The 24,191-nt window shown below is 70.9% G+C and carries 20 protein-coding genes; 11 read left to right on the top strand and 9 right to left on the bottom strand.

The annotated features are described in order from the left end of the window. Nucleotides 1-30 precede the first annotated feature (30 nt). From ACE3UN_RS02525 to ACE3UN_RS02545, 5 genes are all read right to left on the bottom strand, one after another. On the bottom strand, nt 31-549 hold the full coding sequence (locus tag ACE3UN_RS02525) for a hypothetical protein (protein WP_374673336.1): 519 nt from the start codon (nt 547-549) through the stop codon (nt 31-33). A gap of 145 nt (nt 550-694) precedes the next feature. Beyond that, the gene (gene glnA, locus ACE3UN_RS02530) at nt 695-2,110 is read right to left on the bottom strand and encodes a type I glutamate--ammonia ligase (RefSeq protein ID WP_374673337.1); all 1,416 of its coding nucleotides are present in this window, start codon (nt 2,108-2,110) and stop codon (nt 695-697) included. 264 nt (nt 2,111-2,374) lie between these two features. Continuing rightward, nucleotides 2,375-3,166: a competence/damage-inducible protein A gene (locus ACE3UN_RS02535; protein WP_374673338.1), complete on the bottom strand. Its 792-nt coding sequence runs from the start codon at nt 3,164-3,166 to the stop codon at nt 2,375-2,377. 18 nt (nt 3,167-3,184) lie between these two features. Continuing rightward, the gene (locus ACE3UN_RS02540; protein ID WP_374673339.1) at nt 3,185-4,078 is read right to left on the bottom strand and encodes an EI24 domain-containing protein; all 894 of its coding nucleotides are present in this window, start codon (nt 4,076-4,078) and stop codon (nt 3,185-3,187) included. 57 nt (nt 4,079-4,135) lie between these two features. Continuing rightward, complete coding sequence (locus ACE3UN_RS02545; protein ID WP_374673340.1) at nt 4,136-4,948, bottom strand: TIGR00266 family protein; 813 nt, start codon at nt 4,946-4,948, stop codon at nt 4,136-4,138. 70 nt (nt 4,949-5,018) lie between these two features. Here ACE3UN_RS02545 and ACE3UN_RS02550 point away from each other — a divergent pair, with 70 nt between their 5' ends. Both ACE3UN_RS02550 and ACE3UN_RS02555 read left to right on the top strand, forming a co-directional pair. Beyond that, entirely contained in the window at nt 5,019-5,753 is a 735-nt protein-coding gene (locus tag ACE3UN_RS02550; RefSeq protein ID WP_374673341.1) for a hypothetical protein, read from the top strand. Continuing rightward, the gene (locus ACE3UN_RS02555) at nt 5,750-7,057 is read left to right on the top strand and encodes a pectin acetylesterase-family hydrolase (protein ID WP_374673342.1); all 1,308 of its coding nucleotides are present in this window, start codon (nt 5,750-5,752) and stop codon (nt 7,055-7,057) included. Before ACE3UN_RS02550 ends, ACE3UN_RS02555 begins: the two co-directional genes overlap by 4 nt. Here ACE3UN_RS02555 and ACE3UN_RS02560 read toward each other — a convergent pair. Next, entirely contained in the window at nt 6,987-7,676 is a 690-nt protein-coding gene (locus ACE3UN_RS02560; protein WP_374673343.1) for a TetR/AcrR family transcriptional regulator, read from the bottom strand. The genes ACE3UN_RS02555 and ACE3UN_RS02560 overlap by 71 nt on opposite strands. A gap of 193 nt (nt 7,677-7,869) precedes the next feature. On the opposite strand from ACE3UN_RS02560, the gene ACE3UN_RS02565 reads away from it, so the two are divergent. Together ACE3UN_RS02565 and ACE3UN_RS02570 are read left to right on the top strand one after the other, a co-directional pair. Then, entirely contained in the window at nt 7,870-8,823 is a 954-nt protein-coding gene (locus ACE3UN_RS02565) for a fasciclin domain-containing protein (protein WP_374673344.1), read from the top strand. A gap of 35 nt (nt 8,824-8,858) precedes the next feature. Further along, on the top strand, nt 8,859-9,311 hold the full coding sequence (locus ACE3UN_RS02570; protein ID WP_374673345.1) for a fasciclin domain-containing protein: 453 nt from the start codon (nt 8,859-8,861) through the stop codon (nt 9,309-9,311). 118 nt (nt 9,312-9,429) lie between these two features. Here ACE3UN_RS02570 and ettA read toward each other — a convergent pair whose 3' ends face one another. Next, a complete protein-coding gene (gene ettA / locus ACE3UN_RS02575) occupies nt 9,430-11,094 on the bottom strand; it encodes an energy-dependent translational throttle protein EttA (protein WP_374673346.1) in 1,665 nt (554 codons plus the stop codon). Between the two features lie 227 nt (nt 11,095-11,321). On the opposite strand from ettA, the gene ACE3UN_RS02580 reads away from it, so the two are divergent. The 5 genes from ACE3UN_RS02580 to ACE3UN_RS02600 all read left to right on the top strand — a co-directional run bounded on the left by ACE3UN_RS02580 (nt 11,322) and on the right by ACE3UN_RS02600 (nt 18,438). Further along, complete coding sequence (locus ACE3UN_RS02580; protein WP_374673347.1) at nt 11,322-12,698, top strand: S8 family peptidase; 1,377 nt, start codon at nt 11,322-11,324, stop codon at nt 12,696-12,698. A gap of 223 nt (nt 12,699-12,921) precedes the next feature. Next, nucleotides 12,922-14,259, top strand: coding sequence for a S8 family peptidase (locus ACE3UN_RS02585; RefSeq protein WP_374673348.1), 1,338 nt, complete (start codon nt 12,922-12,924; stop codon nt 14,257-14,259). Between the two features lie 310 nt (nt 14,260-14,569). Then, nucleotides 14,570-16,003 (top strand): DEAD/DEAH box helicase, encoded by a 1,434-nt coding sequence (locus ACE3UN_RS02590; protein ID WP_374673349.1) that lies wholly within the window; start codon nt 14,570-14,572, stop codon nt 16,001-16,003. Nucleotides 16,004-16,093: 90 nt separating this feature from the next. After that, a complete protein-coding gene (locus tag ACE3UN_RS02595; RefSeq protein ID WP_374673350.1) occupies nt 16,094-17,071 on the top strand; it encodes a diguanylate cyclase domain-containing protein in 978 nt (325 codons plus the stop codon). Between the two features lie 11 nt (nt 17,072-17,082). Beyond that, the gene (locus ACE3UN_RS02600) at nt 17,083-18,438 is read left to right on the top strand and encodes an MBL fold metallo-hydrolase RNA specificity domain-containing protein (RefSeq protein WP_374673351.1); all 1,356 of its coding nucleotides are present in this window, start codon (nt 17,083-17,085) and stop codon (nt 18,436-18,438) included. Between the two features lie 27 nt (nt 18,439-18,465). On the opposite strand, the gene ACE3UN_RS02605 is transcribed toward ACE3UN_RS02600, so the two are convergent. Beyond that, complete coding sequence (locus ACE3UN_RS02605) at nt 18,466-20,463, bottom strand: SDR family oxidoreductase (RefSeq protein ID WP_374673352.1); 1,998 nt, start codon at nt 20,461-20,463, stop codon at nt 18,466-18,468. 208 nt (nt 20,464-20,671) lie between these two features. On the opposite strand from ACE3UN_RS02605, the gene ACE3UN_RS02610 reads away from it, so the two are divergent. Then, nucleotides 20,672-21,319, top strand: a complete 648-nt coding sequence (locus ACE3UN_RS02610) for a phasin family protein (protein ID WP_374673353.1) — start codon at nt 20,672-20,674, stop codon at nt 21,317-21,319. A 17-nt stretch (nt 21,320-21,336) separates the two neighbouring features. After that, nucleotides 21,337-22,596 carry a patatin-like phospholipase family protein gene (locus tag ACE3UN_RS02615; protein WP_374673354.1) on the top strand — a complete coding sequence of 420 codons (1,260 nt, stop codon included), beginning with the start codon at nt 21,337-21,339 and terminating at the stop codon, nt 22,594-22,596. A 27-nt stretch (nt 22,597-22,623) separates the two neighbouring features. On the opposite strand, the gene ACE3UN_RS02620 is transcribed toward ACE3UN_RS02615, so the two are convergent. Continuing rightward, a complete protein-coding gene (locus ACE3UN_RS02620) occupies nt 22,624-24,117 on the bottom strand; it encodes a carboxypeptidase M32 (protein WP_374673355.1) in 1,494 nt (497 codons plus the stop codon). Nucleotides 24,118-24,191: the final 74 nt, after the last annotated feature.

A 24,191-nucleotide genomic window follows, 5' to 3' on the forward strand; every position in this document is an offset into this window, starting at 1 on the left:
CGACGTCGGCCTGCGGGTCGTGGGGGGCGCTCACGACGGCAGCTTGGCCAGCTCCCGCCGCAGCGCCGCCACGTCGGCCTCCTGGCGCGTGATGGCGGCCTTCAGCTCGGCCACGCGGTCGAGGTAGCGCTGCGCATTGCGGACTTCGTCGCCGCGGCGCTCGGGCTCGCCGTTGTTGTACTCGCGCCGCAGCGCCTCCAGGCGTTCCTCGGCCTGCCGCAGCTCGGTCTCCAGGATGCGGCGGGCATCGGTGTCGCGCGCGCGCTGCTCGGCCGAATCGACGCGGTCGGTCTTGGGGCCGGAGGACGGCGCGGCGCCCTGCACGGGGCGCGGCTTGGGGCCGGCGATGGTGGTGGGCTGCTGGGCCTCGCGGGCCTTGCAGCCGCGGGCCTCGGCCTCCTTGGCGGTGATCGTGTTCGTGAACACGTTGCCGGGGCAGATGTAGTAGACGCTGCCCGCCTGCGCCGCCGCAGGCCCGGCCACCGCCAGGCAGGCCACGGCCACGGCGGCCACGCGCCAGGCGCCGAGAAAGTCAGCGGGTGTGATCATGCGAAGGATTGTGCGCCAAAGGCCCTCAACGCCCGAGGTGACCGGCACGACGACCGGGCACCGGCCATGAAAAAGGGCGGCCTTCGGCCGCCCTTTGTCGCGTGTGCCGGCGGCGCCCCGGCACGCCGGGGCCGCCGCCCGCGCATCACAGCGCGTAGTACATGTCGAACTCGACCGGGTGCGTGGCCATGCGGAAGCGGGTCACCTCCTGCATCTTCAGCTCGATGTAGGCGTCGATGTAGGCATCGGTGAACACGCCACCCTTGGTCAGGAACGCGCGGTCCTTGTCCAGGTACTCCAGCGCCTGGTCCAGGCTGTGGCAGACGGTCGGGATCTTCGCGTCCTCTTCCGGCGGCAGGTGGTACAGGTCCTTGGTGGCGGCCTCGCCCGGGTGGATCTTGTTCTCCACGCCGTCCAGGCCGGCCATCAGCAGGGCGGCGAAGCACAGGTACGGGTTGGCGGAGGGATCCGGGAAGCGCGCCTCGATGCGGCGGCCCTTGGGGTTGGCCACGTACGGGATGCGGATGGACGCCGAGCGGTTCTTGGCCGAGTAGGCCAGCTTGACCGGGGCCTCGAAGCCGGGCACCAGGCGCTTGTAGCTGTTCGTGCCGGGGTTGGTGATGGCGTTGAGCGCACGGGCGTGCTTGATGATGCCGCCGATGTAGTACAGCGCGAACTCGGACAGGCCCGCGTAGCCGTCGCCGGCGAACAGGTTCTTGCCGTCCTTCCAGACCGACTGGTGCACGTGCATGCCGGAGCCGTTGTCACCGACGATGGGCTTGGGCATGAAGGTGGCCGTCTTGCCGTAGGCATGGGCCACGTTCACGATCACGTACTTCTGCAGCTGCAGCCAGTCGGCGCGCTCGACCATGGTGGAGAACTTCGTGCCGATCTCCATCTGGCCGGCATTGGCCACCTCGTGGTGGTGCACCTCGACCGGGATGCCCAGCTGCTCGAGCAGCAGGCACATCTCCGAGCGCATGTCCTGGCCGCTGTCGACCGGGGGCACCGGGAAGTAGCCGCCCTTGACGGTGGGGCGGTAGCCGGAGTTGCCGTGCTCGTACTCCTTGGCGCTGTTCCAGGCGGCTTCCTCCGATTCGATCTTGAAGAACGAACCGCCCATCTCGTTGCCCCAGCGCACGCTGTCGAACACGAAGAACTCGGGCTCGGGGCCGAAGAACGCGGCGTCGCCCAGGCCGGAGCTCTTCATGTAGGCCTCGGCGCGCTTGGCCAGCGAGCGCGGGTCGCGCTCGTAGGGCTTGCCGTCGTGCGGATCGATGACGTCGCAGGTCAGGATCAGCGTGGGCTCTTCGAAGAACGGGTCGATGTTGGCCGTGTTGGGATCCGGCATCAGCAGCATGTCGGACGCCTCGATGCCCTTCCAGCCGGCGATGGAGGAGCCGTCGAACGCATGGCCGCTCGTGAACTTGTCTTCGTCAAAGTGGGAGACGGGCACGGAGACGTGCTGCTCCTTGCCACGGGTATCGGTGAAGCGGAAGTCGACGAACTTGACTTCGTTGTCCTTCACCATCTGCATCACGTCGGCGACGGTCTTGGCCATCAAAAGGGCTCCTGGCGGCTGGGTGTGTTCAATGACGGGGGAAGTTCGCCTCGTCGGACAGGGCGCGGCGCGGACGCGGCGCACCGGATCGGGCGGGCAAGCCGCGAGGATTATGCAGAAAGCATGCCCACTTCTGGTGAGCGCCCCGGCCGGGCGCCGCGGGCGCGTGCCGCCCTTCTGAGCAGGCCTTGACACGCCGCAAGCCGAGGCGACGCACCACTCCAGGGCGAGCGACCGCCCCATCCTGGAGCGAACGGGGTGCACCTATTCGGTGCTGAACTCGACGCCGGGCAGCACGCGCAGGCCCGCCTGCAGCGCCAGGAAGGCGCGCTCCGTGGCGACGGGCTCTCCCTTCACCCCGAGCTCGATGTGCCGGCCCCGTTGCGGATGGTCCACGCTGGGCAGGCTGAACACCTTGACGCCCGGGTGGGCGGCCTCGATCGCCTCCATCAGCGGCGTCAGCGTGGCCTCCATGCTGCCCCGCACGAAGACCGCGCGTTCCAGGTGGGCGCGCGGCACGAGGCCGGCGTAACGCTGGTCCAGCAGCCACTCGATCATCGGATGGGCCATGACCGGAAAGCCGGGCACGAAGTGCACGTCACCCACGCTGAAGCCGGGGATCTTGTTGTACGGGTTGGGAATGAGCTCGGCGCCCTCGGGGAACACGCCCATCTGGAAGCGGTGGACGTTGTCGGGCCGGTCGGGCTCGTAGGCCACGCCCTGCTCCGCCGCCACATCGCGCATGCGCTCCTCGATGAGGGCGCGTGCGTCCGGGTGCAGCACGAGCGGGCGGCCCAGCGCGGCCGCGGCGCACTGGCGCGTGTGGTCGTCCGGCGTGGCACCGATGCCGCCACAGCTGAACACGACGTCCCCGCTGGCGAAGGCCTCGCGCAGCGCCGCCGTGATGAGCCCGCGCTCGTCACCGAGGTAGCGCACCCACGACAGCGCATGGCCGCGCGCGCCGAGCAGCTCGATCACGCGGGCCATGTGCTTGTCCTGCCGTCGGCCCGACAGGATCTCGTCGCCGATGATGATCAGACCGAATTCACGTGTCATGGCGGCAAGTCCCGGGGTTCAGGCCAGCGGGCCGCGCAGGTCGGTGCCCAGCGCGGCGCCGGGCGGCGCAGCGCCCGGCATGGGCGGGGGTGGCTCCACCGGCTCCACGACGACCACCGCCGCCGCGCGGCGGGCATGCAGCGCCGCCAGCAGGTAGTGCGTGAACCACAGCGAGGAGAAGGCGAACACCAGCGTGTAGAGCCACACCGTGGCCGCCACCATCACGGGCGCGAGCACCAGCGCCAGCGCACTCACCGCCCAGATCAGCGTGGGCGCGGCGCCCAGGAAGCCGCTGACGATGCCCAGCAGCAGGAGCTGCCAGCGGTGCTCGGCCATGAGGGCCCGCCGCTCGTCGCGGCTGGCGTGCTCGGCCAGGGCATCGAAGCTCATCACCCGGGCGGTGAGCCAGCCCCAGATCAACGGCGGCACGATCAGCACCGCGCCCGGGACCAGCCACAGGGGCAGCGTCACGAAGATGGCCAGCAGCGCCAGCGCGGTGGCGGCCAGCGACCAGCCGAGGCTCTGCCACCAGGCCGCTCCGCGGCGCTTCTCGAGCGCGGGGAACCGCCGCTCGGCGACCAGGCTCACGATGGCCGGCGTCATGAGCAGCGCCACCAGCAGCAGCGACGCCACGATGACCAGCGGCGCCGCCAGCGCGATGAGGATCAGCGAGACCACCATGGCCCGGAAGTGCGGGCCCATCATGGACTCCACCCACTTCAGCGCCGCATCCACCAGCGCCCAGTCCTCGAGCGCCTGGCGCACCGTGGCATACGCGCCATCCCAGAAGTACCAGGCCCAGCCGATGGTGAGTCCGCCCGCGATGAGCAGCGGCAACAGCGACAGGCCGATCACCCGCGGCATCAGCAGGTAGGCCAGCGCGCGCCAGAAGGAGTCGAGCAGCAGGGTCATCGGCCGCAGCATAGCCGGCCGGCGCGCCGCGGGCGGCCCCGCCGCGCGCCGGGCCGGTCACTCGTCGTCGCCGCCCAGGATGCCGCCGAGCAGGCCGCCGGTGGCGAAGCCGCCCAGCACCGAGCCCTCCTCGCGCGAGCCGCCCATCTGCGGGGCCGCGGCGAACACGCGGCTGGCCAGGCGGGAGAACGGCAGGCTCTGCAGCCACACGGTGCCCGGGCCGGTCATCTTGGCGAAGAACAGGCCCTCGCCGCCGAACAGCGCCGTCTTGATCTTGCCCACGTACTGGATCTCGAAGTTCACGTTGGGCGTGTAGGCCACGACGCAGCCGGTGTCGATCATCAGCGTCTGGCCGGGCTGCAGCTCGCGCTTGACCACCGTGCCGCCGGCGTGCACGAACGCCAGGCCGTCGCCCTCGAGCTTCTGCATGATGAAGCCTTCGCCGCCGAAGAAGCCCACCGACAGCTTCTGCTGGAAGTGCAGGCCGATGGACACGCCGCGCGCGGCGCACAGGAACGCGTCCTTCTGGCACACCAGCATGCCGCCGAGCTGCCGCAGGTCCATGGGGATGATCTTGCCCGGGTAGGGCGCGGCGAACGCCACGCGGGCCTTGCCGGCGCCCTGGTTGGTGTAGACCGTGGTGAACAGCGACTCACCGGTGATCAGGCGCTTGCCGGCACCGAGCAGCTTGCCGAACAGGCCGCCGCCTTGCTTGCCGCCGTCGCCGAACACGGTGTCCATGCCGACCGAGGCGTCCATGAAGAACAGGCTGCCGGCCTCCCCCACCGCCGCTTCGCCGGGGTCGAGCTCGACCTCCACGAACTGCATCTCCGAGCCCTTGATCTCGTAGTCCACGACATCCATCGCCATCGCTGTGTTCCCCTTGTTGAAAGCAGGGCGGCACCTTGCCGCGAAGGCGCGAATGGTACTGAAATCGCCCATGGCCACGCCGGACCGTGCCCGCACCCGCTCGACGCGTCGCCGCGCCGGCGTGGTGGCGGTACTGGCGGGCGCCGCCGTGGTCGCGGCGCTGGGGCTTGCGGCAGGGCGCGCCGGGCCGCCGGCGGTCGGCCCCGCCGTGCAGTCCGCGCCTGCGGCCGCGGCGGCGTCGGCCCGTGCGGCGCCTGCGGCCATCCCCCCCGCTCCGGCCGTGGCCAGCGCCGACCTGCTCACACCTGCCGAGTGGGCCGCCTTGCACGCCGCGCATGCCGGGCAGCCGGACGGCCCGGCGGAGATCGCCCGCATCCTGGAGCTGCTGGCCTTCCGGCGTGACGCCCGGGCGGTGCAGGCGGCGCTGGCCCAGGGCGGGCCCGACGAGTCCACACGCGCCATCGCCCGGCGGCTGGACGCCGGGCTGGCCGAGCGTGTGGCCCGCCGCGAGATGACCGCCCCGGAGGCGCTGCACCTGAAGGCCGCGCTGCTGGCGGTGCTGCAGCCCGACCCGGCGGCCCGCGCGCCCGAGCTCGCCGCCTGGCGCGCAGCGCTGGCCGAGCGCGCCCGATCGCCCGCGGACGCGCGCGACACGCGCTGGCGGCGGGAGCGCGACGCGCTGGTGGCCGGCTGGCCCGCCGGCGTCAGCCCGTCGGCCGGGCAGCTCGACGCCTTGCAGGCATTGCGCCAGCGCATCTATGCCGGCACATCCGACTCCCCCCCACCCCCAGGAGACACGCCATGAGCCACACTGCCTTGCGATCCCCGATGGCACGGACCAGGCCGCGCTGGCGGCGACTGGGCTGGCACGCGGCCCTCGCGCTGGCCGCCTGGCTGGCCGCCCCGGCGGCGCAGGCGGCCTGGTTCGTGTGGGAGACGGTGGAGCTGTCGCTGGCCACGGGCGCGTCCTGCGGCAACGGCACGCCCTACCGCTTCTTCGTCAACCGCACGCCGCTGAACGGCCACGTGGCCATCAGCTTCGAGGGCGGCGGCGCCTGCTGGGACCAGGACGCCTGCGAGGGCCGAGGCGAGTACAGCGCCACCAACCCCGATGGCATTCCCGCCGACTACCTGGCGCAGCCGAACGCGGCCGCGGGCGGGCTGGTGACGCCGTTCACGGCGCGTGTCGACCCCTTCCAGTCGGTGCAGACGCAGGACTGGACCCTCGTCTACCTGCCCTACTGCACCGGCGACGTGCACACCGGCAGCACGGTGAGGGTCTACGGTGACCAGCGGCCCGATGCGCCGCGTGTGCAGTACCACGCGGGCCAGGCCAACGTCCGCGCGGCGGCGGACTGGATGCGCCGCCACCTCGGCCGGCCGGACAAGCTGCTGCTCACGGGCTTCTCCGCCGGCGGCGTGGGTGCCACGGCCCAGCACGCCATCGTGCGCGACCGGCTGGCACCGCGCGGGCGCACGACGCTGCTGGCCGATTCCGGGCCGCTGATGAGCGCGCCGCGCGGCCACACCAGGGAGCAGTCGCCCTCGCTGCCGCTGCATGAGCGCATCCGCGCCACCTGGGGCCTGGACGCGCCGGGCGGCCTGATCCCCACGCTGCAGGCGCGACTGCCCACGCTGAACCCCGATGACCTGGGCAGCCTCCACGGCGCGCTGGCCCGGCGCTACACCCAGGACCGGTTCGGCTACATGGTGTTCCAGGAGGACGGCATCTTCGCCGGCTTCAGCTACCTGGACTTCTTCCCCGAGATCGCCAACGAGCCGGATCCGAAGAGGCGCGCCGACCTGCTCAACGCCCTGTGGCGGCAGGACCTGGCCCACTGGCTGCCCACGCTCGACGCCGAGCCGAACATCCAGTACCACGTGCCCTTCTTCCGCGACTTCAATGAATCGCACTGCCTGACCATCGTCGACTTCTCGGGCACCGGCATCCAGGAGGCGGGCCTGGCCACCGTGGAGCCGTTCATCAACAGCGCGCTGGACCGCAAGCCGCCCCTGCGCACCGTGGAGCAGGACCAGCTCAGCGACCTCGGGCAGCCCTTGTCGCTGGCACTGGAGATCCTGGCGATCGTGCTCGAGCTGTTCGGCTGACGGCGGCGCCCGCGGCACGCGACTGCAGGCCACCGAAGCAGGTGGCCAGCAGCAGCGCCACGATGCGCTCGTCGGTGTAGGCCCCGGACGCCTTGAGCACGCCCAGCACCGGGTCGCAGGCGCGCGCGAACAGCGTGTACAGCACCACCTCCGGCGGCATCGCGGCATCGATGTCGCCGTCGGCCTGTGCCTCGGTGATCCACTCGCCGAGCTGCTCGCTCACCCCCAGCAGCTTGCCCATGTAGCCGGCATCGGCCACCAGCGCCGCACGCAGCGCCGAGTTCTGCGCGGGCAGCGAGGGCATCTCGCCGGCCAGCTGCACCTCCAGGGTCCAGCGGGCCACCGCCTGCAGGCGCTCGAACGCATTCAGGCCCGCTGCCGCCAGCTCGTCCAGCCGCGCCTGGGCGCGGTCCAGCACGCGCACCATGGCCGCCGCCGCCAGCGCCTCCTTCGAGGGGAAGTGCTTGTAGAGCACCGCCTTGGCGATGCCCACGTCGGCCGCGACCTCGTCCACCGTCATGCCGTCGTAGCCCTTCTGCGCGAGCAGCCGGTTCACCGACGAAACGATGGCCTCCTCGCGGGCCAGCAGGACCTGTTCCCGAAACGACACCCGTGCCATGCCGCGATGTTACCGCGTGGCGCGCGCAAATGAACTCACTGGGCGCAATTTGTACCGAATAGTTTTCCGAATGACCATACAGTTGACTTCGTGAACTCGTCAGTTCACATTTAGCACCGTTCGGTACCGACCACCGGATTCGCACCGACTTCGATCTCTCTTCACCCGCTCGTCAACCTGATGGAGAACCGCCATGTGGACATGGATCCAACGCACCGGCGTCGCCGCCGCCGTGGTCGCCAGCAGCCTGCTCGCCGGCTGCTGGGATGACGACGACGACGACAAGCGCAACCTCGTGGAAGCCGTGCAGGCCGACCCGGAATTCAGCGTGCTGGCGGAGGCCGTGGTGGCCGCCGACCTGGCCGACACCCTGAGCGGGGAGGGCCCCTTCACGCTGTTCGCACCGACCAACGACGCCTTCACCGCCCTGCTCGCCGAGCTGGGCCTGACGAAGGAGCAGCTGTTCGCGGACAAGCCCCTGCTGACCGCCGTGCTCACCTACCACGTGGTGGCGGGCGAGGTCATGGCGGCCGACATCCCGCAAGGCAGCCCCATCACCACGGTGCAGGGCGGCTACTTCAAGATCGACACCTCGTCGGGCGCCCTGGCCGTGACCGATGGCCGCAACCGCGTGAGCCCCATCGCCGCCACGGACGAGGAGGTGGAGAACGGCGTGATCCACGTGGTGGACAAGGTGCTGCTGCCAGCCGACAAGACCGTGGTGCAGACCGCCGCCGCCCTGGCCGCGGGCGATCCGCCCGAGTTCACGCTGCTGGTGGAGGCGCTGCAGGTGACCGGCCTGGACGCCACGCTCTCCGGCACGGGCCCCTTCACCGTGTTCGCGCCCACCGACGCGGCCTTCGTGGCGCTGCTCGAGGAACTGGGGCTGACGAAGGACGAGCTGTTCGCCGACACCGCCCTGCTCAGCAGCGTGCTCACCTACCACGTGGTGCCCGACCTGGTGCTGGCCGCCGATGTGCCGCTGGACACGCCCATCACCACCGTGCAGGGCGGCAGCTTCAGCGTCAGCGGATCGCTGGTCATCACCGACACCGCGGGCCGCACGGCCAACATCACCCTGACCGACGTGCTGGCCGGCAACGGCGTCATCCACGTCATCGACCGCGTCATCCTCCCGGCGCTGTGAGCGCCTGCCCTCCCCCCGTAGAAAGGACTTCTGCCATGAAGCGACTGCTCGTTTCCCTCGCGCTCGGCGCGGCCGCCCTGGGCGCCCAGGCCAAGGACATCGTGGACACCGCGGTGGCCGCCGGCCAGTTCAAGACCCTGGCCACCGCGCTGCAGGCGGCCGGCCTGGTGGACACGCTCAAGGGCCCCGGCCCGTTCACCGTGTTCGCACCCACGGACGCCGCCTTCGCGAAGATCCCGAAGGCGCAGCTCGACGCGCTGCTGGCCGACAAGGCCAAGCTCACCGCCGTGCTCACCTACCACGTGGTGCCGGGCAAGGTGATGGCCAAGGACGTGAAGGCCGGCAAGGTGAAGACCGTGCAGGGCAAGGAACTCACGGTGGCCACCACCGGCGGCGTCATGGTGGACAACGCCAAGGTCGTTCAGACCGACATCGCGGCCGACAACGGCGTGATCCACGTGATCGACACCGTGGTGATGCCGATGTAAATCGAAGCGCCGCCCGACAGGGCGGCCGCTTCCTCCAAGCGGCGTGCGCGGATCCGGCTTTGCCGGTCCGCTGCGCGAGCCCCCTCGGGGGGCAGGCCCCGCCAGGGGCCGTGGGGGCCTACTTCAGCGCCTTGTAGCGCATGCGGTGCGGGCGGGCACCCTCCTCGCCGAGGCGCTTCTTCTTGTCTTCCTCGTACTCGTGGAAGTTGCCCTCGTAGAAGAACCACTGGGAGTCGTCTTCCACCGCCAGGATGTGCGTGCAGATGCGGTCGAGGAACCAGCGGTCGTGGGAGATGACCATGGCCGAGCCGGCGAACTCGAGCAGGGCCTCCTCCAGCGCACGCAGGGTTTCCACGTCCAGGTCGTTCGACGGCTCGTCGAGCATGAGCACGTTACCGCCTTGCGCCAGCGTCTTGGCCAGGTGCAGCCGGCCGCGCTCGCCGCCCGACAGGCTGCCCACCAGCTTCTGCTGGTCGTTGCCCTTGAAGTTGAAGCGCCCGATGTAGGCGCGGCTGGGCATGACGAACTTGCCCACGACGATGTTGTCGAGCCCGCCGGAGACGTCCTCCCACACGGTCTTGTCGTTGGCCAGGTTCTCGCGGCTCTGGTCGACGAAGGCGAGCTTGGCGGTCTTGCCGATCCTCACCTCGCCGGAATCGGGCTGCTCGGTGCCCTGGATCATGCGGAACAGGGTCGACTTGCCGGCACCGTTGGGCCCGATGATGCCGACGATGGCACCGGCGGGCACCTTGAAGCTCAGGTTGTCGATGAGCACGCGGTCACCGAAGCTCTTGGTGACGTTGACGAACTCGATCACCTCGTTGCCCAGGCGCTCCGCCACCGGGATGAAGATCTCGTTGGTCTCGTTGCGCTTCTGGTATTCGACGTCGCTCAGCTCCTCGAAGCGGGCCAGGCGTGCCTTGCTCTTGGCCTGGCGGCCCTTGGCGTTCTTGCGCACCCACTCCAGCTCCTGCTTCATGGCCTTGGCGCGCGCATCCTCGGTCTTCTGCTCCTGCTTCAGGCGCTCTTCCTTGCCTTCCAGCCAGTCCGAGTAGTTGCCCTTGAACGGGAAGCCCTGGCCCCGGTCTAGTTCCAGGATCCACTCCGCGGCGTTGTCCAGGAAGTACCGGTCGTGGGTGATGGCGACCACGGTGCCCGAGAAGCGCTTGAGGAACTGCTCGAGCCACTCCACCGATTCCGCGTCCAGGTGGTTGGTGGGCTCGTCCAGCAGCAGCATGTCCGGCTTGGACAGCAGCAGGCGGCACAGCGCCACGCGGCGCTTCTCGCCGCCGGACAGCTGGCCGATCACGGCGTCCCAGGGCGGCAGGCGCAGGGCGTCGGCCGCGATGTCGAGCTGGTGCTCGGTGTTCTCGCTGCCGGCCGCGGCGATGACGGCCTCCAGCTCGGCCTGCTCGGCCGCGAGCTTGTCGAAATCGGCGTCCGGCTCGGCATAGGCGGCGTACACCTCGTCCAGGCGCTTCTTGGCCGCCAGCACGCCGCCGATGCCTTCTTCCACCGCCTGGCGCACCGTCTGTTCCGGGTTCATCTGCGGCTCCTGCGGGAGGTAGCCGATCTTGATCCCCGGCATGGGCGTGGCTTCGCCCTCGTATTCCTTGTCCACGCCGGCCATGATCTTCAGCAGGGTGGACTTGCCGGAGCCGTTCAGGCCGAGCACGCCGATCTTCGCGCCCGGGAAGAAGGACAGCGAGATGTCCTTCAGGATCTGCCGCTTCGGCGGCACGATCTTGCCGACGCGGTTCATGGTGAAGACGTACTGGGCCATCGCTTGATGTCTTTCGGGTCGGGGAGCTGTCGGGAAAGCGTGTCAGTCCGGCGCACCGCCAAAGGGCGCCGAACCGGCCATTATCCCCCGCCCCCGACCCTCAACAAGCGTCATGGGGTTGGCCGTCCCCCGTGCCGACCCCCGTGCGGCCCGGCACGCGCTGCGCACAATCGGCCGGCCGCCTTCCCGGCGACAGACCCACGCCTCCCACCCGAAAGAGCTGACGCATGAAACAACGCTTCTCCCGCGGCCTCGTGGCCGCCGCCGTCGCCACCGTCTGCGCCGCCGGCGCGCACGCCTCCCCGGCCCGCATCGACGCCGACCTGCAGCGCACCGACCTGCGTTTCGTGGCGGACGAGCTGCTGGTGCAGTTCCGACCCGGCATGGCCGCTGCCGCGCGCGACGCCGCCCTGAAGACGCTTGGCGCCCGCTCGGCCAAGGTGCTGCGCCGCGCGGCCCAGGACGGCGAGCTCCACCTGGTGCGCCTGCCCCAAGGTCGGGCCGTGACCGATGCGCTGCGCACGCTGCGCGCGCACGGCGCCGTGAAGTTCGTCGAGCCGAACTGGATCTACGGCACCCAGGCCGCGCCGAACGACCCCTACTACGCCGACGGCAGCCTCTGGGGTGTGTACGGTGACGCGTCGCCGGGCCGCAAGAACCCGTACGGCAGCCAGGCCGCCGAAGCCTGGAACGTGGGCAAGGACTGCTCGTCGGACGTGGTGGTGGGCATCATCGACGAAGGTGTCATGACCAGCCACCCGGACACCCAGGCCAACATCTGGGTCAACCCGTTCGAGGTGGCCGGCAACGGCATCGACGACGACGGCAACGGCTATGTCGACGACGTGCATGGCTGGGACTTCGTCGGCGACGACAACACGACCTTCGACGGCGTGGGCGACGACCACGGCACGCACGTGTCGGGCACCATCGGCGCCGTGCGCAACAACGCCGAAGGCGTGGCCGGCATCTGCGGCACGGTGAAGATGGTCAACGCCAAGTTCCTGGGCGCCCAGGGCGGCACCACGGCCGACGCCATCCTGGCCGTCGACTACATGACCGACCTGAAGACCCGCCACGGCATCAAGCTGGTCGCCACCAACAACTCCTGGGGCGGCGGCGGGTTCTCGCAGGCCCTGAAGGACGCGATCGACCGCCAGGGCGCCGCCGGCATCCTGTTCGTCGCGGCCGCCGGCAACGGCAACCTGCTGGGCATCGGCCAGAACACCGACAAGAAGCCGGCCTACCCCGCCAGCTACACCAGCAGCAACATCATCTCGGTGGCGTCGATCACCAAGAAGGGCACGAAGTCCGGCTTCTCGAACTACGGCCTGACCTCCGTGGACCTGGGCGCGCCCGGCTCTGCCATCTGGTCGACCGTGCCGAAGAACGTGAACGGCGTGGTCACGCCGGGCTACGCCGCCTACGACGGCACCTCGATGGCCACGCCGCACGTCACCGGCGCCGTGGCGCTGTACGCCTCGCTGCATCCCACCGCCACCGCGACGCAGATCAAGGCAGCCATCCTGAACTCGGCGGTGCCCACCACCTCGCTCGCCGGCAAGACGGTCACTGGGGGTCGCCTGGACGTGAGCGGTTTCTGATGACGGTCGGCGGGCCGCACGTCGGTCCGTGACACGCGCCCCCAGGGGCGTCAACCCCGCAGGCCGGTCCCAGGACCGGCCTGCGCCTTTTTGGGGGACAAGGGTTCCCACTCGCCCCTAGGCTGAAGGGTCGACACCCCTGTGGGGGAGGCAGAGCATCCGGATCCCTGATGCCGGCCCTCACGCCGGCCTTGACCCTCCCCCCATGCACAGGAGCCCTTCCATGCGTCGTATCACCCCCCGCTTCCGCCACACGCTGATCGTCACTGCCCTGGCCTCGCTGGCCGGCGGCGCGCTGGCTGGCGGCAAGCCGGATCTCGTCGTGGCCGAGCTGCAGCAACCGCACCGCCAGTTCGTGCGCGGCGAAATGCTCGTGCAGTTCAAGGCCGACGCGGCCGAGAGCAGCCGCCTGACCGCCCTGAACAAGGTGGGCGGCAAGCTGCTGGAGCGCGTGCGCGGCGACCTGCACCGCATCAGCCTGCCGCAGGGCGCCAACCTGGCCGCGGCCGTGCGTGCGCTGCACGCGCAGGACGCGGTCGAGTTCGCCGAGCCGAACTGGATCTACCAGCACACCGCCGTCTCCAACGATCCGTACTACGTGAACGGCCAGCTGTGGGGCATGTACGGCGACAGCTCGCCGCTGCAGACCAACCAGTACGGCAGCCAGGCCGGTGAAGCCTGGAACAACGACCACTACAGCTGCAAGGGCGTGGTCGTGGGCGTGATCGACGAGGGCGTGCAGTACACCCACCCGGACCTGAAGGCCAACCACTGGAAGAACGCCGCCGAGACCGACGGCAACGGCATCGACGACGACGGCAACGGCTACGTCGACGACAAGCACGGCTGGGACTTCGACGGCAACAACAAGTCGGTGTACGACGGCACCGGCGACGACCACGGCACGCACGTGTCGGGCACCATCGGCGGTGTCGGCAACAACGGCGTGGGCGTGGCCGGCGTGTGCTGGAAGGTCAAGATGCTGCACGTCAAGTTCCTGGGCAGCTTCGGCGGCACCACGGCCAATGCGATCAAGTCGGTCGACTACGTCACCGACCTGAAGAGCCGCCACAACCTGAACCTGGTGGCCACCAACAACTCCTGGGGTGGCGGTGGCTTCTCGCAGGGCCTGCAGGACGCCATCGAGCGTGCCAATGCCGCCAACATCCTCTTCGTGGCCGCGGCTGGCAACAACGGGATGAACATCGACAACACGCCGTTCTACCCGGCCAGCTACCCGAACTCGAACGTGATCGCGGTGGCCTCGCTGAACAGCAACGGCACGATGTCGAGCTTCTCCAACTACGGCCTGAACACGGTGGACCTGGGGGCACCGGGTGCCGGCATCAACTCCACCGTGCCGACCAACTCGTACGCGTCGTACAGCGGCACGTCCATGGCCACGCCGCACGTGGCCGGCGCGATCGCCCTGTACGCCAAGCGCAACCCCGGCCTGAACGCCGCGCAGCTCAAGGCGGCGATCCTCGGCAGCACCACCGCCACCGCCTCGCTCAACGGCAAGACGGTGACCGGCGGCCGGCTGAACGTCGGCGGCTTCTGACGCGCGGAGGCGCAGCGCACGGCGCCTGAGGCGCCGTGCGCCCCACGCCAAGGGCCGGGTTTCCCGGCCCTTTCTCATGGCCGGCCCGCGGCCCCCTGGTACACTGCCGCCAGCCCCGCGAGGTCCAGCCTCGACGGTGGTCTGTCAGTCCTGACAGCGCGCCCGCCCTGCCTCCCATGCAGGGCCCCCTGTGTGGTGCGCACCTTCATCCGGCCGGGCCCCTGGCTGGTCCCCCGACCCCACCGCCTCGGTGGCCTGTGTCGCGGGTGATGGGCCCGGCGTGAAGCCCCCCGCGGGCCCTCCATCACCCATGTCCTTCGATTCCCTCGGCCTGGCCGAACCGATTGTTCGTGCCGTTCGCGAACAAGGCTATTCCCAGCCCACCCCCATCCAGGCGCAAGCCATTCCCGCCGTCCTGCAGGGCGGCGACCTCATGGCCGGCGCGCAGACCGGCACCGGCAAGACCGCCGGGTTCACACTGCCGCTGCTGCACCGGCTGGCCGCGCAGGGCCCCAAGCGCGACGCGCGCGGACGCATCGCCATCCGTGCCCTCATCCTCACCCCCACCCGCGAGCTCGCGGCCCAGGTGGAGGAAAGCGTGCGCACCTACGGCAAGTTCCTGCCGCTGACCAGCATGGTCATGTTCGGCGGCGTCGGCATGCAGCCGCAGATCGACCGCCTGCGCAAGGGCGTGGACATCCTGGTGGCCACGCCCGGCCGCCTGCTGGACCACCACCAGCAAGGCACGCTGGACCTGTCGCAGGTGCAGATCTTCGTGCTCGATGAAGCCGACCGCATGCTCGACATGGGCTTCATCCACGACATCAAGAAGGTGCTGGCCATCCTGCCGCAGCACAAGCAGAGCCTGCTGTTCTCGGCCACCTTCAGCGACGACATCAAGGCGCTCGCCGACCGCCTGCTGAACCAGCCGGCGCTCATCGAGGTGGCCCGGCGCAATGCCACCGCGGACACCATCGCCCAGAAGGTGCATCCGGTGGGCCGCGACGGCAAGAAGGAGCTCCTGGCCCACCTCATCCGCCAGGGCGACTGGCACCAGGTGCTGGTGTTCACGCGCATGAAGCACGGTGCCAACCGCCTGGCGGAGTTCCTGAACAAGAGCGACATCAGCGCCATGGCCATCCATGGCAACAAGAGCCAGGGCGCACGCACCAAGGCACTGGCCGACTTCAAGAGCGGTGAGCTGCAGGTGCTGGTGGCGACCGACATCGCGGCACGCGGCATCGACATCGACCAGCTGCCCCACGTGGTGAACTTCGAGCTGCCCAACGTGCCCGAGGACTACGTGCACCGCATCGGCCGCACCGGCCGCGCCGGCGCCCAGGGCGAGGCGGTCTCGCTCGTGTGCCCGGACGAGGAGCTCTTCCTGCGGGACATCGAGAAGCTGATCAAGCGCCAGATTCCCCGCGAGGCCGTGCCGGGCTTCGACGTGCCGGCCGGTGAGAAGGCCGAGCCCATCGTGCTGGGCCGCATGACCATCGGCGTGGGGGGCACCCGCCGCGGTGGCGCAGGCGGTGGCGGCGGTGGCGGTGGCCGGGGCGGTCGGCCCGGCGGCGCCCACGCCATGGGCGGCGGCGGCCAGCCGTCCTCCCGCGGGCCGGCCGGCCCGTCCCGGGGCGGTCGTGGCGGTGGCGGTGGCGGTGGCGGTGGCGGCGGCCCCCGCGGCGGCCAGGGCGGCCACGGCGGCGGCGGTGGCCGCTCGTCGCGCGGCGGCGGCCGGGGCTGATGCCAGCCAGGCGCGGCCGGCGACCCTGACGCGATCCGGCCCGCTGCGTGCACTCTTGTCGGTGGCTTCGCGCCCGTGGGACACTGCCCCATGGACCGCCACACGCCCCCCCCATTCGACCTCGACGCCCTCACCTGGCTGGAGCTGGGTGAGGCGCATCGCCTGCTGATCGACCGCTTCCCCCGCCTCGTCATGGGGCTGGACCTGGACGGTCGCATCCGCTGGATCAACCCGGCCGGTGCCCAGGCCCTGGGGCACGACCCCGAGGAGCTGGCGGGCCAGCCGCTCATCGGCACGCTGCTGCGCCAGGACGACGTGGTCGCCCGGGCGGCCGAGCTGTCCGAGGACCTCGGCATCGACGTCCCCGCCGATGCCGCCGTCTTCTCGGCCCGGCTGCGCGAGGGCCTGACCGACGACCACGCCTGGGTGCTGCGCCGCCGCGACGGCGAGCCGCGCACCACCGCCCTGTCGCTGGGCACCCTGCGCAACGCCCACGGTGGGGTCACCGGCCTGATCGCCGTCGAGGCCGAGGGCGAGGCGCCCGCGGACGCTCCCATCCCGCTCACGTTGCACGACAGCCTCACCGGCCTGCCCAGCCGCGCCGTGCTCGCCGACCGCGCCGAGATGGCCATGCAGCGGGCGGCCCGCGCCGGCACGCGCCTGGGCGTGCTGCTGATCGAGCTGGAGGGCTTCGACGAGCTGTGCGAGCGCCATGGGCCGACGCTCGGCGACGACCTGCTGCGTGCCACCGCCGGCCGCCTGCATTTCGAGCTGCGCAAGACCGACACCGCCGTCCGCCTGGACCGCGGCCAGTTCGTGGCGCTGCTGGTCGACATCCAGCAGGCCGAGCAGGCCGAGATGGTGGCGCACAAGGTCGCCTCGGCCCTGGCCGGGCCGGTGAACACCGGCGTGGAGGTGCTGCACCCCAGCGCGCGCGTCGGCGTGGCGGTCTACCCCGAGCACGGCGACCAGCTGCTGCCGCTGTTGCAGGCGGCGGAATCGGCCCTGCGCGCGGACGACCAGGGACGCGTGGCCGCCGTGGCCGTGGCGGCGCCGGCCGGGGAGTGACCGCCAGCCCCATGCAGATCGACTTCTTCGGCGCGGCCGACACCGTCACCGGGTCGCGGCATCTCGTCACCTGGGGTGGCCAGCGCGTCCTGCTCGACGCCGGCCTGTTCCAGGGCTTCAAGGTGCTGCGTGAGCGCAACTGGTCCCCAGCGCCCTTCGAGCCGCGCTCGCTGGACGCGGTGGTCCTCAGCCATGCCCACCTCGACCATTCCGGCTACCTGCCGGTGCTGGCCAAGCGCGGCTTCAAGGGCCCCGTGTGGTGCTCGCACGCCACGCGCGACCTGGCCGAGGTGCTGTTGCTGGACGCCGCCCACCTGCAGGAGGAAGACGCCCGGCGCGCGAACCGCTACGGCTACTCGCGCCACGACAAGGCCTTGCCGCTGTTCACCAAGGCGGACGCGAAGAAGGCCCTGTCACTGTTCAAGCCCATCCGCGAGGGCCAGGCGGCCCGCATCGGCGGGCTCAGCGTCACGCTCACGCCGATCGGCCACCTCCTGGGCGCCAGCGCCGTCACGCTGGCGCATGGCCAGGAGAAGCTTGTGTATTCCGGCGACGTGGGCCGCCAGCACGACCTGCTGATGCCGGCGCCCCAGCACCCCGGCGAGGCCGACGTCCTGATCGTGGAATCGACCTACGGCAACCGGCTGCACCCGCCCGAGGACGTGCAGGCGGAGCTCGCTGCCATCGTGCGCGAGACCATCCACCGCGGCGGCTCGGTGCTGCTGCCCGCCTTCGCCGTGGGGCGAGCCCAGGCGCTGCTGGTGGTGCTGCAGCGCCTGAAGGCAGCCGGCGAGATCCCGGCGCACCTGCCCATCTACCTCGACAGCCCCATGGCCATCGAGGCCACCGAGCTGTACCGGCGCCACCGCCGGCTGCTGCGTGTGCCGCAGCGCGAGATGGCCAACCTGTGCGACGGCGTGCGCCTGGTGACCACCGGCGTGCAGTCGCAGCGGCTGGCCAATGCACGCATGCCAGGCGTCATCATCTCCGCCAGCGGCATGGCCACCGGCGGCCGGGTGCTGCACCACCTGAAGGCACTGGCGCCGGACCCTCGGCACCACATCGTCTTCGCGGGCTTCCAGGTCGGGGGCAGCCGCGGGGCGCTGCTGGTGGGCGGCGCGCGCGAGGTGAAGATCCACGGCGAATGGGTGCCGGTGAACGCGTCCGTCACCCACCTGGAGGGCTTCTCCGGCCATGCCGACCAGCGCGAGCTGATCGACTGGATGAGCCGCTTCCACCGCCCGCCGCGCCAGACCTTCATCGTGCACGGCGAGCCGGAGGCCAGCGACGCCCTGCGCCAGCTGGTGGGCCGCGAGCTGGGCTGGGCCGCGCGGGTGCCGCCCCAGGGCGGCCGCTTCATGGCCTGAGCCCACCCGCCCGGGTCGCCCGGGCGGTCAGAAGTGGATGCCGCGCATCATCTGCTGCAACGCCACGGCCTCGGGCGACAGCTGCGGCTTGCCGCCCTTGCCACCCTGCGCCGCGTCGGAGTCGGGGAACATGCGGAAGCTGGTGTTCATCACGATCTGGGCGACGCGCGGCACCAGGGCGTGCATGAGCTGGCCCGTGATGCCCAGGCGCGTGGCGATGCGCACCGGCTTGTACACGCAGGCCTGCGCGATCATGTCGGCCGCCTCCTCGGGGCTCAGCGTGGGCACGTTGTTGTAGATCTTGGTGGGCGCGATCATGGGCGTGCGCACCAACGGCATGTTGATCGTGGTGAAGCTCACCCCCTGGTCGGCGTACTCGCTGGACGCGCAGCGGGTCCAGGCATCCAGCGCCGCCTTGCTGGCGACATAGGCAGAGAACCGCGGGGCGTTCGTCAGCACGCCAATGGAGCTGATGTTCACCACGTGGCCGCGGCGCTTGCTCACCATGCCGGGCAGCAGGCCCATGGTCACGCGCAGGCAGCCGAAGTAGTTCAGCTGCATGGTGCGCTCGAAGTCGTGGAAGCGATCGTAGCTGTTCTCGATCGCCCGGCGGATGGACCGGCCGGCGTTGTTGATGAGGAAGTCGACGCCCCCGAACTGCTCGTTGAGCCAGGCGACCATATCGCCGCAGCTCTGCTCGTTGGCGATGTCGGCCGAGTAGATGTGCACCTGGGCGTCGTCGCCCGCGTGCGCCACGATCTCCGCCTGCGCCTCCTTGAGCTTGACCTCGTCGCGCGCACAGATGACGGTGATGGCGCCGGCTTCGGCGAACTTCCTGGCCGCGGCCAGGCCGATGCCCGAGGAGCCCCCCGTGACCAGCACCACCTTGCCGCCCACCGTGCCGCGCAGTGAACGGTCGATCAGCAGGTCCGGGTCCAGGTGCCGTTCCCAGTAGTCCCACAGCAGCCACGCGTAGTCGTGCAGGTTGGGGCAGGCGATGCCCGAGCCCTTCAGCGCGGCCGTCGTCTCGCGGCAATCGAAGCGCGTGGGGTAGTTGACGAAGGTGAGCATGTCCTCGGGCAGCCCGAGGTCGTTCATCACGGCCTGGCGCACGCGGCGCACCGGGGCGATGGCCATCAGCCCCTTCTTGACGCTCTTGGGAATGAAGCCCAGCAGCGCCGCGTTGACGAACAGGTTCATCTTCGGCGCGTGGGCGGCCTTGGCGAAGATGTCCAGCACGTCGCCCACGCGGTAGCCCACCGGGTCCACCAGATGGAAGCAGCGGCCACGCAGGTCCGCCTTGGCGTGGCTGATGTGGTCGAGTGCGTCCACCACGAAATCCACCGGCACGATGTTCACGCGCCCGCCCTCCAGGCCCACCGCCGGCATCCACGGCGGCAGGATCTGGCGCATGCGCTGGATGAGCTTGAAGAAGTAGTAGGGCCCGTCGATCTTGTCCATCTCGCCGGTGCGCGAGTCGCCCACCACCATGGCGGGGCGGTAGACCGTCCAGGGCAGCTTGCTCTCCTGGCGCACGATCTTCTCGGACTCGTGCTTGGTCATGAAGTACGGGTGGTCCAGCCCCTCGGCCTCCTCGAACATGTCCTCGCGGAACACGCCCTCGTACAGCCCGGCGGCGGCGATCGAGCTGACGTGGTGCAGGTGCCCGGCGTCCACGGCGCGGGCGAACTCCACCACATGGCGCGTGCCTTCCACGTTGACGCGCACCTGCGTCTCCTCGTCGGCGGACAGGTCGTACACGGCCGCCAGGTGGTAGACCGCGTCGATCTGGCCCTTGAGCGTCTTCAGGGTCTCGGCGGCCACCCCGAGCTTCTTCTGCGTCAGGTCGCCGGTCACGGCGACCGCACGCGCCTTGGACACGCCCCACTCCTGCAGCAGGGCGGGCACCTTGTCCTCGCTGCCCGGCCGCACCAGGAAGTACACCGTCGAGCCTCGCCGCCCCAGCAGCTTCCTGACCAGGCGTTTGCCGATGAAGCCGGTGGCACCGGTGACGAAATACCGCATGAAGCTCTCTCCTGGGGGCAATGTCGACGACAGGGGATTGTGCGGCGTCCGTCCCGGTCGGCCGTTCGGCGCTTACCCCAGATGGAGGCGGCGCCCTAGCGCTTTAGGATGCCGCCTCCAGACGCGCTCTCTACACTGACCATTGGCAGTGTCGCCAAGGACCGCAAGAACACGCGCACGCAGCTGCGCTCAGAGGAAGGACCCGACCATGGTCAAGAAGCTCAAGAAGATGGCGCAGCAGAAGGCCAGCTCCCCGGCCGGGCTGCTCGACAACCAGCTGGCCGGCGCCGTGAAGGCCTCCGCGCAGCAGATCTGGCTGGCCGGCATGGGTGCCTTCGCGAAGGCCCAGGAAGAAGGCGGCAAGGTGTTCGAGGCCCTGGTCAAGGAGGGCGTCGGCCTGCAGCGTCGCACCCAGGCCGTGGCCGAGGAGCGCCTGGGCGAAGTGACCGGCAAGATGAGCGCCATGGCTGGCGAGGTCACCACCAAGGCGAACGCCTCCTGGGACAAGCTGGAGTCCATCTTCGAAGCCCGCACCGCCAAGGCACTGGGCAAGCTGGGCGTGCCCACCGCCAAGGACGTGGCCGAGCTGACGGCGCGTGTCGATGCGCTCGCCTCCGCCGTGGCCCAGCTGGGCGGTGACGTGGCCGCTCCCAAGCGCAGCCGCCGCGCCGCGGCCGCCGCCCCCGTGGCCGACAAGCCGGCCGCTGCCAAGAAGGCGGCACCGCGCGCCAAGGCCGCCAAGGCCGCGGCACCGGCACCGAAGAAGGCGGCGCCCGCCAAGGCCGCACCGCGCAAGGCGGCCCCGCGCAAGGCCGCCGCCAAGTCGGCGCCGGCCGCCGAGGCCACCACCGCCTGATCGCGGGCTGACACCGCTTGAGCCGCCCCGCCCGCTCCGCCTCCCCGGCTGCCCCGGCGCGCATCGCGCTGGCGCTGGCCGGTGGCGGGCCGCTGGGCGCCATCCACGAGATCGGCGCCCTGTGCGCCCTCGAAGAGGCGCTGCCGGGGCTCGATTTCACCCAGCTCAACGCCTACGTGGGCGTCTCTGCCGGCGCCTTCATCGCCGCCGGGCTGGCCAACGGCATGACGCCGCGCCAGATGTGCGCCGCCTTCATCGACGGCGACGGCACCGACGACCTCATCGACCCGCGGCTGTTCACGCGCCCCGCCTGGCGGGAGTACCAGCGCCGCCTGCGCCGCCTGCCCGGCATGGCGGCGCGCGCCGGCTGGGACTGGCTGGCCGGCGGGGCCTCGCTGGCCGGCGCGCTCTGCCGCCTCGGCGGCGCGCTGCCCACCGGCCTGTTCGACAACCAGGCCATGCAGGCGCAGCTGGAGCGCGTGTTCTCCGCGTCCGGGCGCACGAACGACTTCCGCCAGCTCGCGCGACCGCTGGTCGTCGTGGCCACCGACCTCGACACCGGCGAGGCCGCACCCTTCGGGCTGCCAGGCTGGGACGACACCCCGATTGCGCGGGCGGTCATCGCCAGCGCGGCGCTGCCCGGCCTGTACCCGCCGGTGGCGATCCACGGGAGGCACTACGTCGATGGCGCGCTGAAGAAGACGATGCACGCCTCGGTGCTGCTCGACCAGGGGCAGGACCTGCTGATCTGCCTGAACCCGCTGGTGCCCTTCGACGCGTCGCAGCGCACGGGCGCCACCGGCGAGGGACACACCGGGCGCATCCCCCACCTGGCCAGCGCCGGCCTGCCGGCCGTGATGAGCCAGACCTTCCGCTCGCTCATCCATTCGCGCCTGGAGCTGGGCATGCGCGGCTACCGCCGCAGCCACCCGGCGTGCGACATCGTGCTGCTGGAGCCGGACCACCACGACCCGCGGCTGTACCACGCCGGCACCTTCAGCTACAAGCGCCGGCGCGAGCTCGCGGAACACGCCTACGGCCAGACGCGCCGGCTGCTGCGCGCGCGCAGCGCCGAGCTCGCCCCGGTGTTCGCTGCCCACGGCGTGCCGCTGGACGCCGACGTGCTGATGCGTGAACGGCGCCTGCTGCCCAAGCTGGCGCTGCGCCGCTCGGGCAACGACCTGGCGGAGCGCCTGCACCACGTGCTGGACCAGCTCGAGGCGCGGGTGCGCGACCACGCGCCCGCGCTGGTGGAGCGCCGCGGCCACGCCCGCTGAGGCCGCCGCCGCGCGCGCCCGGGCGCGTCAGCCCAGGTAGCGCGCCTCCAAGTGCGCCCGGAAGTGGGCCGGGTTGAGCGGCTCGCCGCTGATGCGCCGGGAGAGCTCCTCGGTGGTCCAGCGGCTGCCCTGCTGCCAGATCTGCTCCTTGAGCCAGTCGAACACCGGTGCCAGGTCGCCCGCCATCAGGCGCGCGTCCAGGTCGGGCAGGCTGCGTCGCATGGCGGCAAACCACTGGGCCGCGTACATGGCACCGAGCGTGTAGCAGGGGAAGTAGCCGAACAGGCCCTCCGGCCAGTGCACGTCCTGCATGGGGCCATCGGCAAAGTTGCCGCGCGTGTCGATCCCGAGCAGCTCCTGCATCGCGGCGTCCCACAGCGCGGGGATGTCGGCCGCCTCCGCGTCGCCCGCGATCAGGGCACGCTCGATCTCGAAGCGCAGGATGACGTGGGCGGGGTAGGTCACCTCGTCGGCGTCCACGCGGATGAACCCGGGCTTCACGCGGGTGAGCAGGCGATGCAGGTTGCCGGGCATGAAGGCCGCCTGGTCGCCGAAGGCCTCCACCAGCAGCGGTGAGAGCAGCGCGGCGAAGCCCGCATGGCCGCCCAGCTGCATCTCGAAGGCCAGGCTCTGGCTTTCGTGGATGGCCATGGAGCGCGCCTCGGCCACGGGCTGGCCCAGCAGCGCACGCGGCAGGTTCTGCTCGTAGCGGCCATGGCCGGTCTCGTGGATGGTGCCCATCAGGCTCTGCAGGAAATCGTCCTCGCGAAAGCGCGTGGTCAGGCGCACGTCCTCGGGCACGCCGCCGGAAAACGGATGGGCGCTGACGTCCAGCCGGCCGGCGTCGAAATCGAAGCCGAGCAGGCCCATCACGCGTTCGCACAGCGCGCGCTGCGCGGCGACGGGAAACGGCCCGTGCGGGCTGAGCACCACCTCGCGCGACTGCTTGTCGGCCACGCGGCGGATGAGGTCCGGCAGCCAGGTGCGCAGCTCGGTGAACACCGCGGCCACCTGGGCGCTGGTGGTGCCGGGCTCGTACTGGTCCATCAGCGCGTCGTAGGGCGCGAGGCCGGTGGCGTCCGCCAGGCGCTGGGCGCACTCGCGGGTGACGGCCAGCACCTGCTGCAGGTTGGGCAGGAAGCCGGCCCAGTCGTTGGCGGGGCGCTGCTGTCGCCAGGCGTGCTCGCAGGCGCTGGTGACGCGGCTGCGCTGCTCCACCAGCGCCTGCGGCAGGGCGGTGGCGGACAGCCACTGGCGGCGGATCTCGCGCAGGTTGGCCGCCTGCAGCGCATCCAGCGGCTCCGCGCCGGCGGCATCGAGCTGCTCGCCCAGCGCCGGGTCGGTGCGCATCTGGTGCAGCAGGCCGGTGATCTCGGCCAGCGCATCCGCGCGCGCCGCGTGTCCCTTGGGCGGCATGTTCGCCGCCAGGTCCCAGTACGCGATCTGCTGCAGGTGGTTGAAACGGTGGATGCGCGTGAAGCGGTGGCTGAGCGCGTCGTAGTGCGGGGTCGCGGAAGGCATGGGGGCAGCCGCCGGCCGGTGGGCCGCGGCGAGGCAGAGGAAAGACGGGGTGGGACCGATTGTCCGCGCCCCGG

Origin of the sequence: Ideonella sp., from assembly GCF_041918995.1 — a bacterium.
Lineage (GTDB): Bacteria > Pseudomonadota > Gammaproteobacteria > Burkholderiales > Burkholderiaceae_C > Ideonella.

Excerpts from the sequence above, each read along its gene's own strand:
- ACE3UN_RS02525 (WP_374673336.1), bottom strand. The coding sequence starts at position 549 with ATGATCACACCCGCTGACTTTCTCGGCGCCTGGCGCGTGGCCGCCGTG.
- glnA (WP_374673337.1), bottom strand. The coding sequence starts at position 2,110 with ATGGCCAAGACCGTCGCCGACGTGATGCAGATGGTGAAGGACAACGAA.
- ACE3UN_RS02535 (WP_374673338.1), bottom strand. The coding sequence starts at position 3,166 with ATGACACGTGAATTCGGTCTGATCATCATCGGCGACGAGATCCTGTCG.
- ACE3UN_RS02540 (WP_374673339.1), bottom strand. The coding sequence starts at position 4,078 with ATGACCCTGCTGCTCGACTCCTTCTGGCGCGCGCTGGCCTACCTGCTG.
- ACE3UN_RS02545 (WP_374673340.1), bottom strand. The coding sequence starts at position 4,948 with ATGGCGATGGATGTCGTGGACTACGAGATCAAGGGCTCGGAGATGCAG.
- ACE3UN_RS02550 (WP_374673341.1), top strand. The coding sequence starts at position 5,019 with ATGGCCACGCCGGACCGTGCCCGCACCCGCTCGACGCGTCGCCGCGCC.
- ACE3UN_RS02555 (WP_374673342.1), top strand. The coding sequence starts at position 5,750 with ATGAGCCACACTGCCTTGCGATCCCCGATGGCACGGACCAGGCCGCGC.
- ACE3UN_RS02560 (WP_374673343.1), bottom strand. The coding sequence starts at position 7,676 with ATGGCACGGGTGTCGTTTCGGGAACAGGTCCTGCTGGCCCGCGAGGAG.
- ACE3UN_RS02565 (WP_374673344.1), top strand. The coding sequence starts at position 7,870 with ATGTGGACATGGATCCAACGCACCGGCGTCGCCGCCGCCGTGGTCGCC.
- ACE3UN_RS02570 (WP_374673345.1), top strand. The coding sequence starts at position 8,859 with ATGAAGCGACTGCTCGTTTCCCTCGCGCTCGGCGCGGCCGCCCTGGGC.
- ettA (WP_374673346.1), bottom strand. The coding sequence starts at position 11,094 with ATGGCCCAGTACGTCTTCACCATGAACCGCGTCGGCAAGATCGTGCCG.
- ACE3UN_RS02580 (WP_374673347.1), top strand. The coding sequence starts at position 11,322 with ATGAAACAACGCTTCTCCCGCGGCCTCGTGGCCGCCGCCGTCGCCACC.
- ACE3UN_RS02585 (WP_374673348.1), top strand. The coding sequence starts at position 12,922 with ATGCGTCGTATCACCCCCCGCTTCCGCCACACGCTGATCGTCACTGCC.
- ACE3UN_RS02590 (WP_374673349.1), top strand. The coding sequence starts at position 14,570 with ATGTCCTTCGATTCCCTCGGCCTGGCCGAACCGATTGTTCGTGCCGTT.
- ACE3UN_RS02595 (WP_374673350.1), top strand. The coding sequence starts at position 16,094 with ATGGACCGCCACACGCCCCCCCCATTCGACCTCGACGCCCTCACCTGG.
- ACE3UN_RS02600 (WP_374673351.1), top strand. The coding sequence starts at position 17,083 with ATGCAGATCGACTTCTTCGGCGCGGCCGACACCGTCACCGGGTCGCGG.
- ACE3UN_RS02605 (WP_374673352.1), bottom strand. The coding sequence starts at position 20,463 with ATGCGGTATTTCGTCACCGGTGCCACCGGCTTCATCGGCAAACGCCTG.
- ACE3UN_RS02610 (WP_374673353.1), top strand. The coding sequence starts at position 20,672 with ATGGTCAAGAAGCTCAAGAAGATGGCGCAGCAGAAGGCCAGCTCCCCG.
- ACE3UN_RS02620 (WP_374673355.1), bottom strand. The coding sequence starts at position 24,117 with ATGCCTTCCGCGACCCCGCACTACGACGCGCTCAGCCACCGCTTCACG.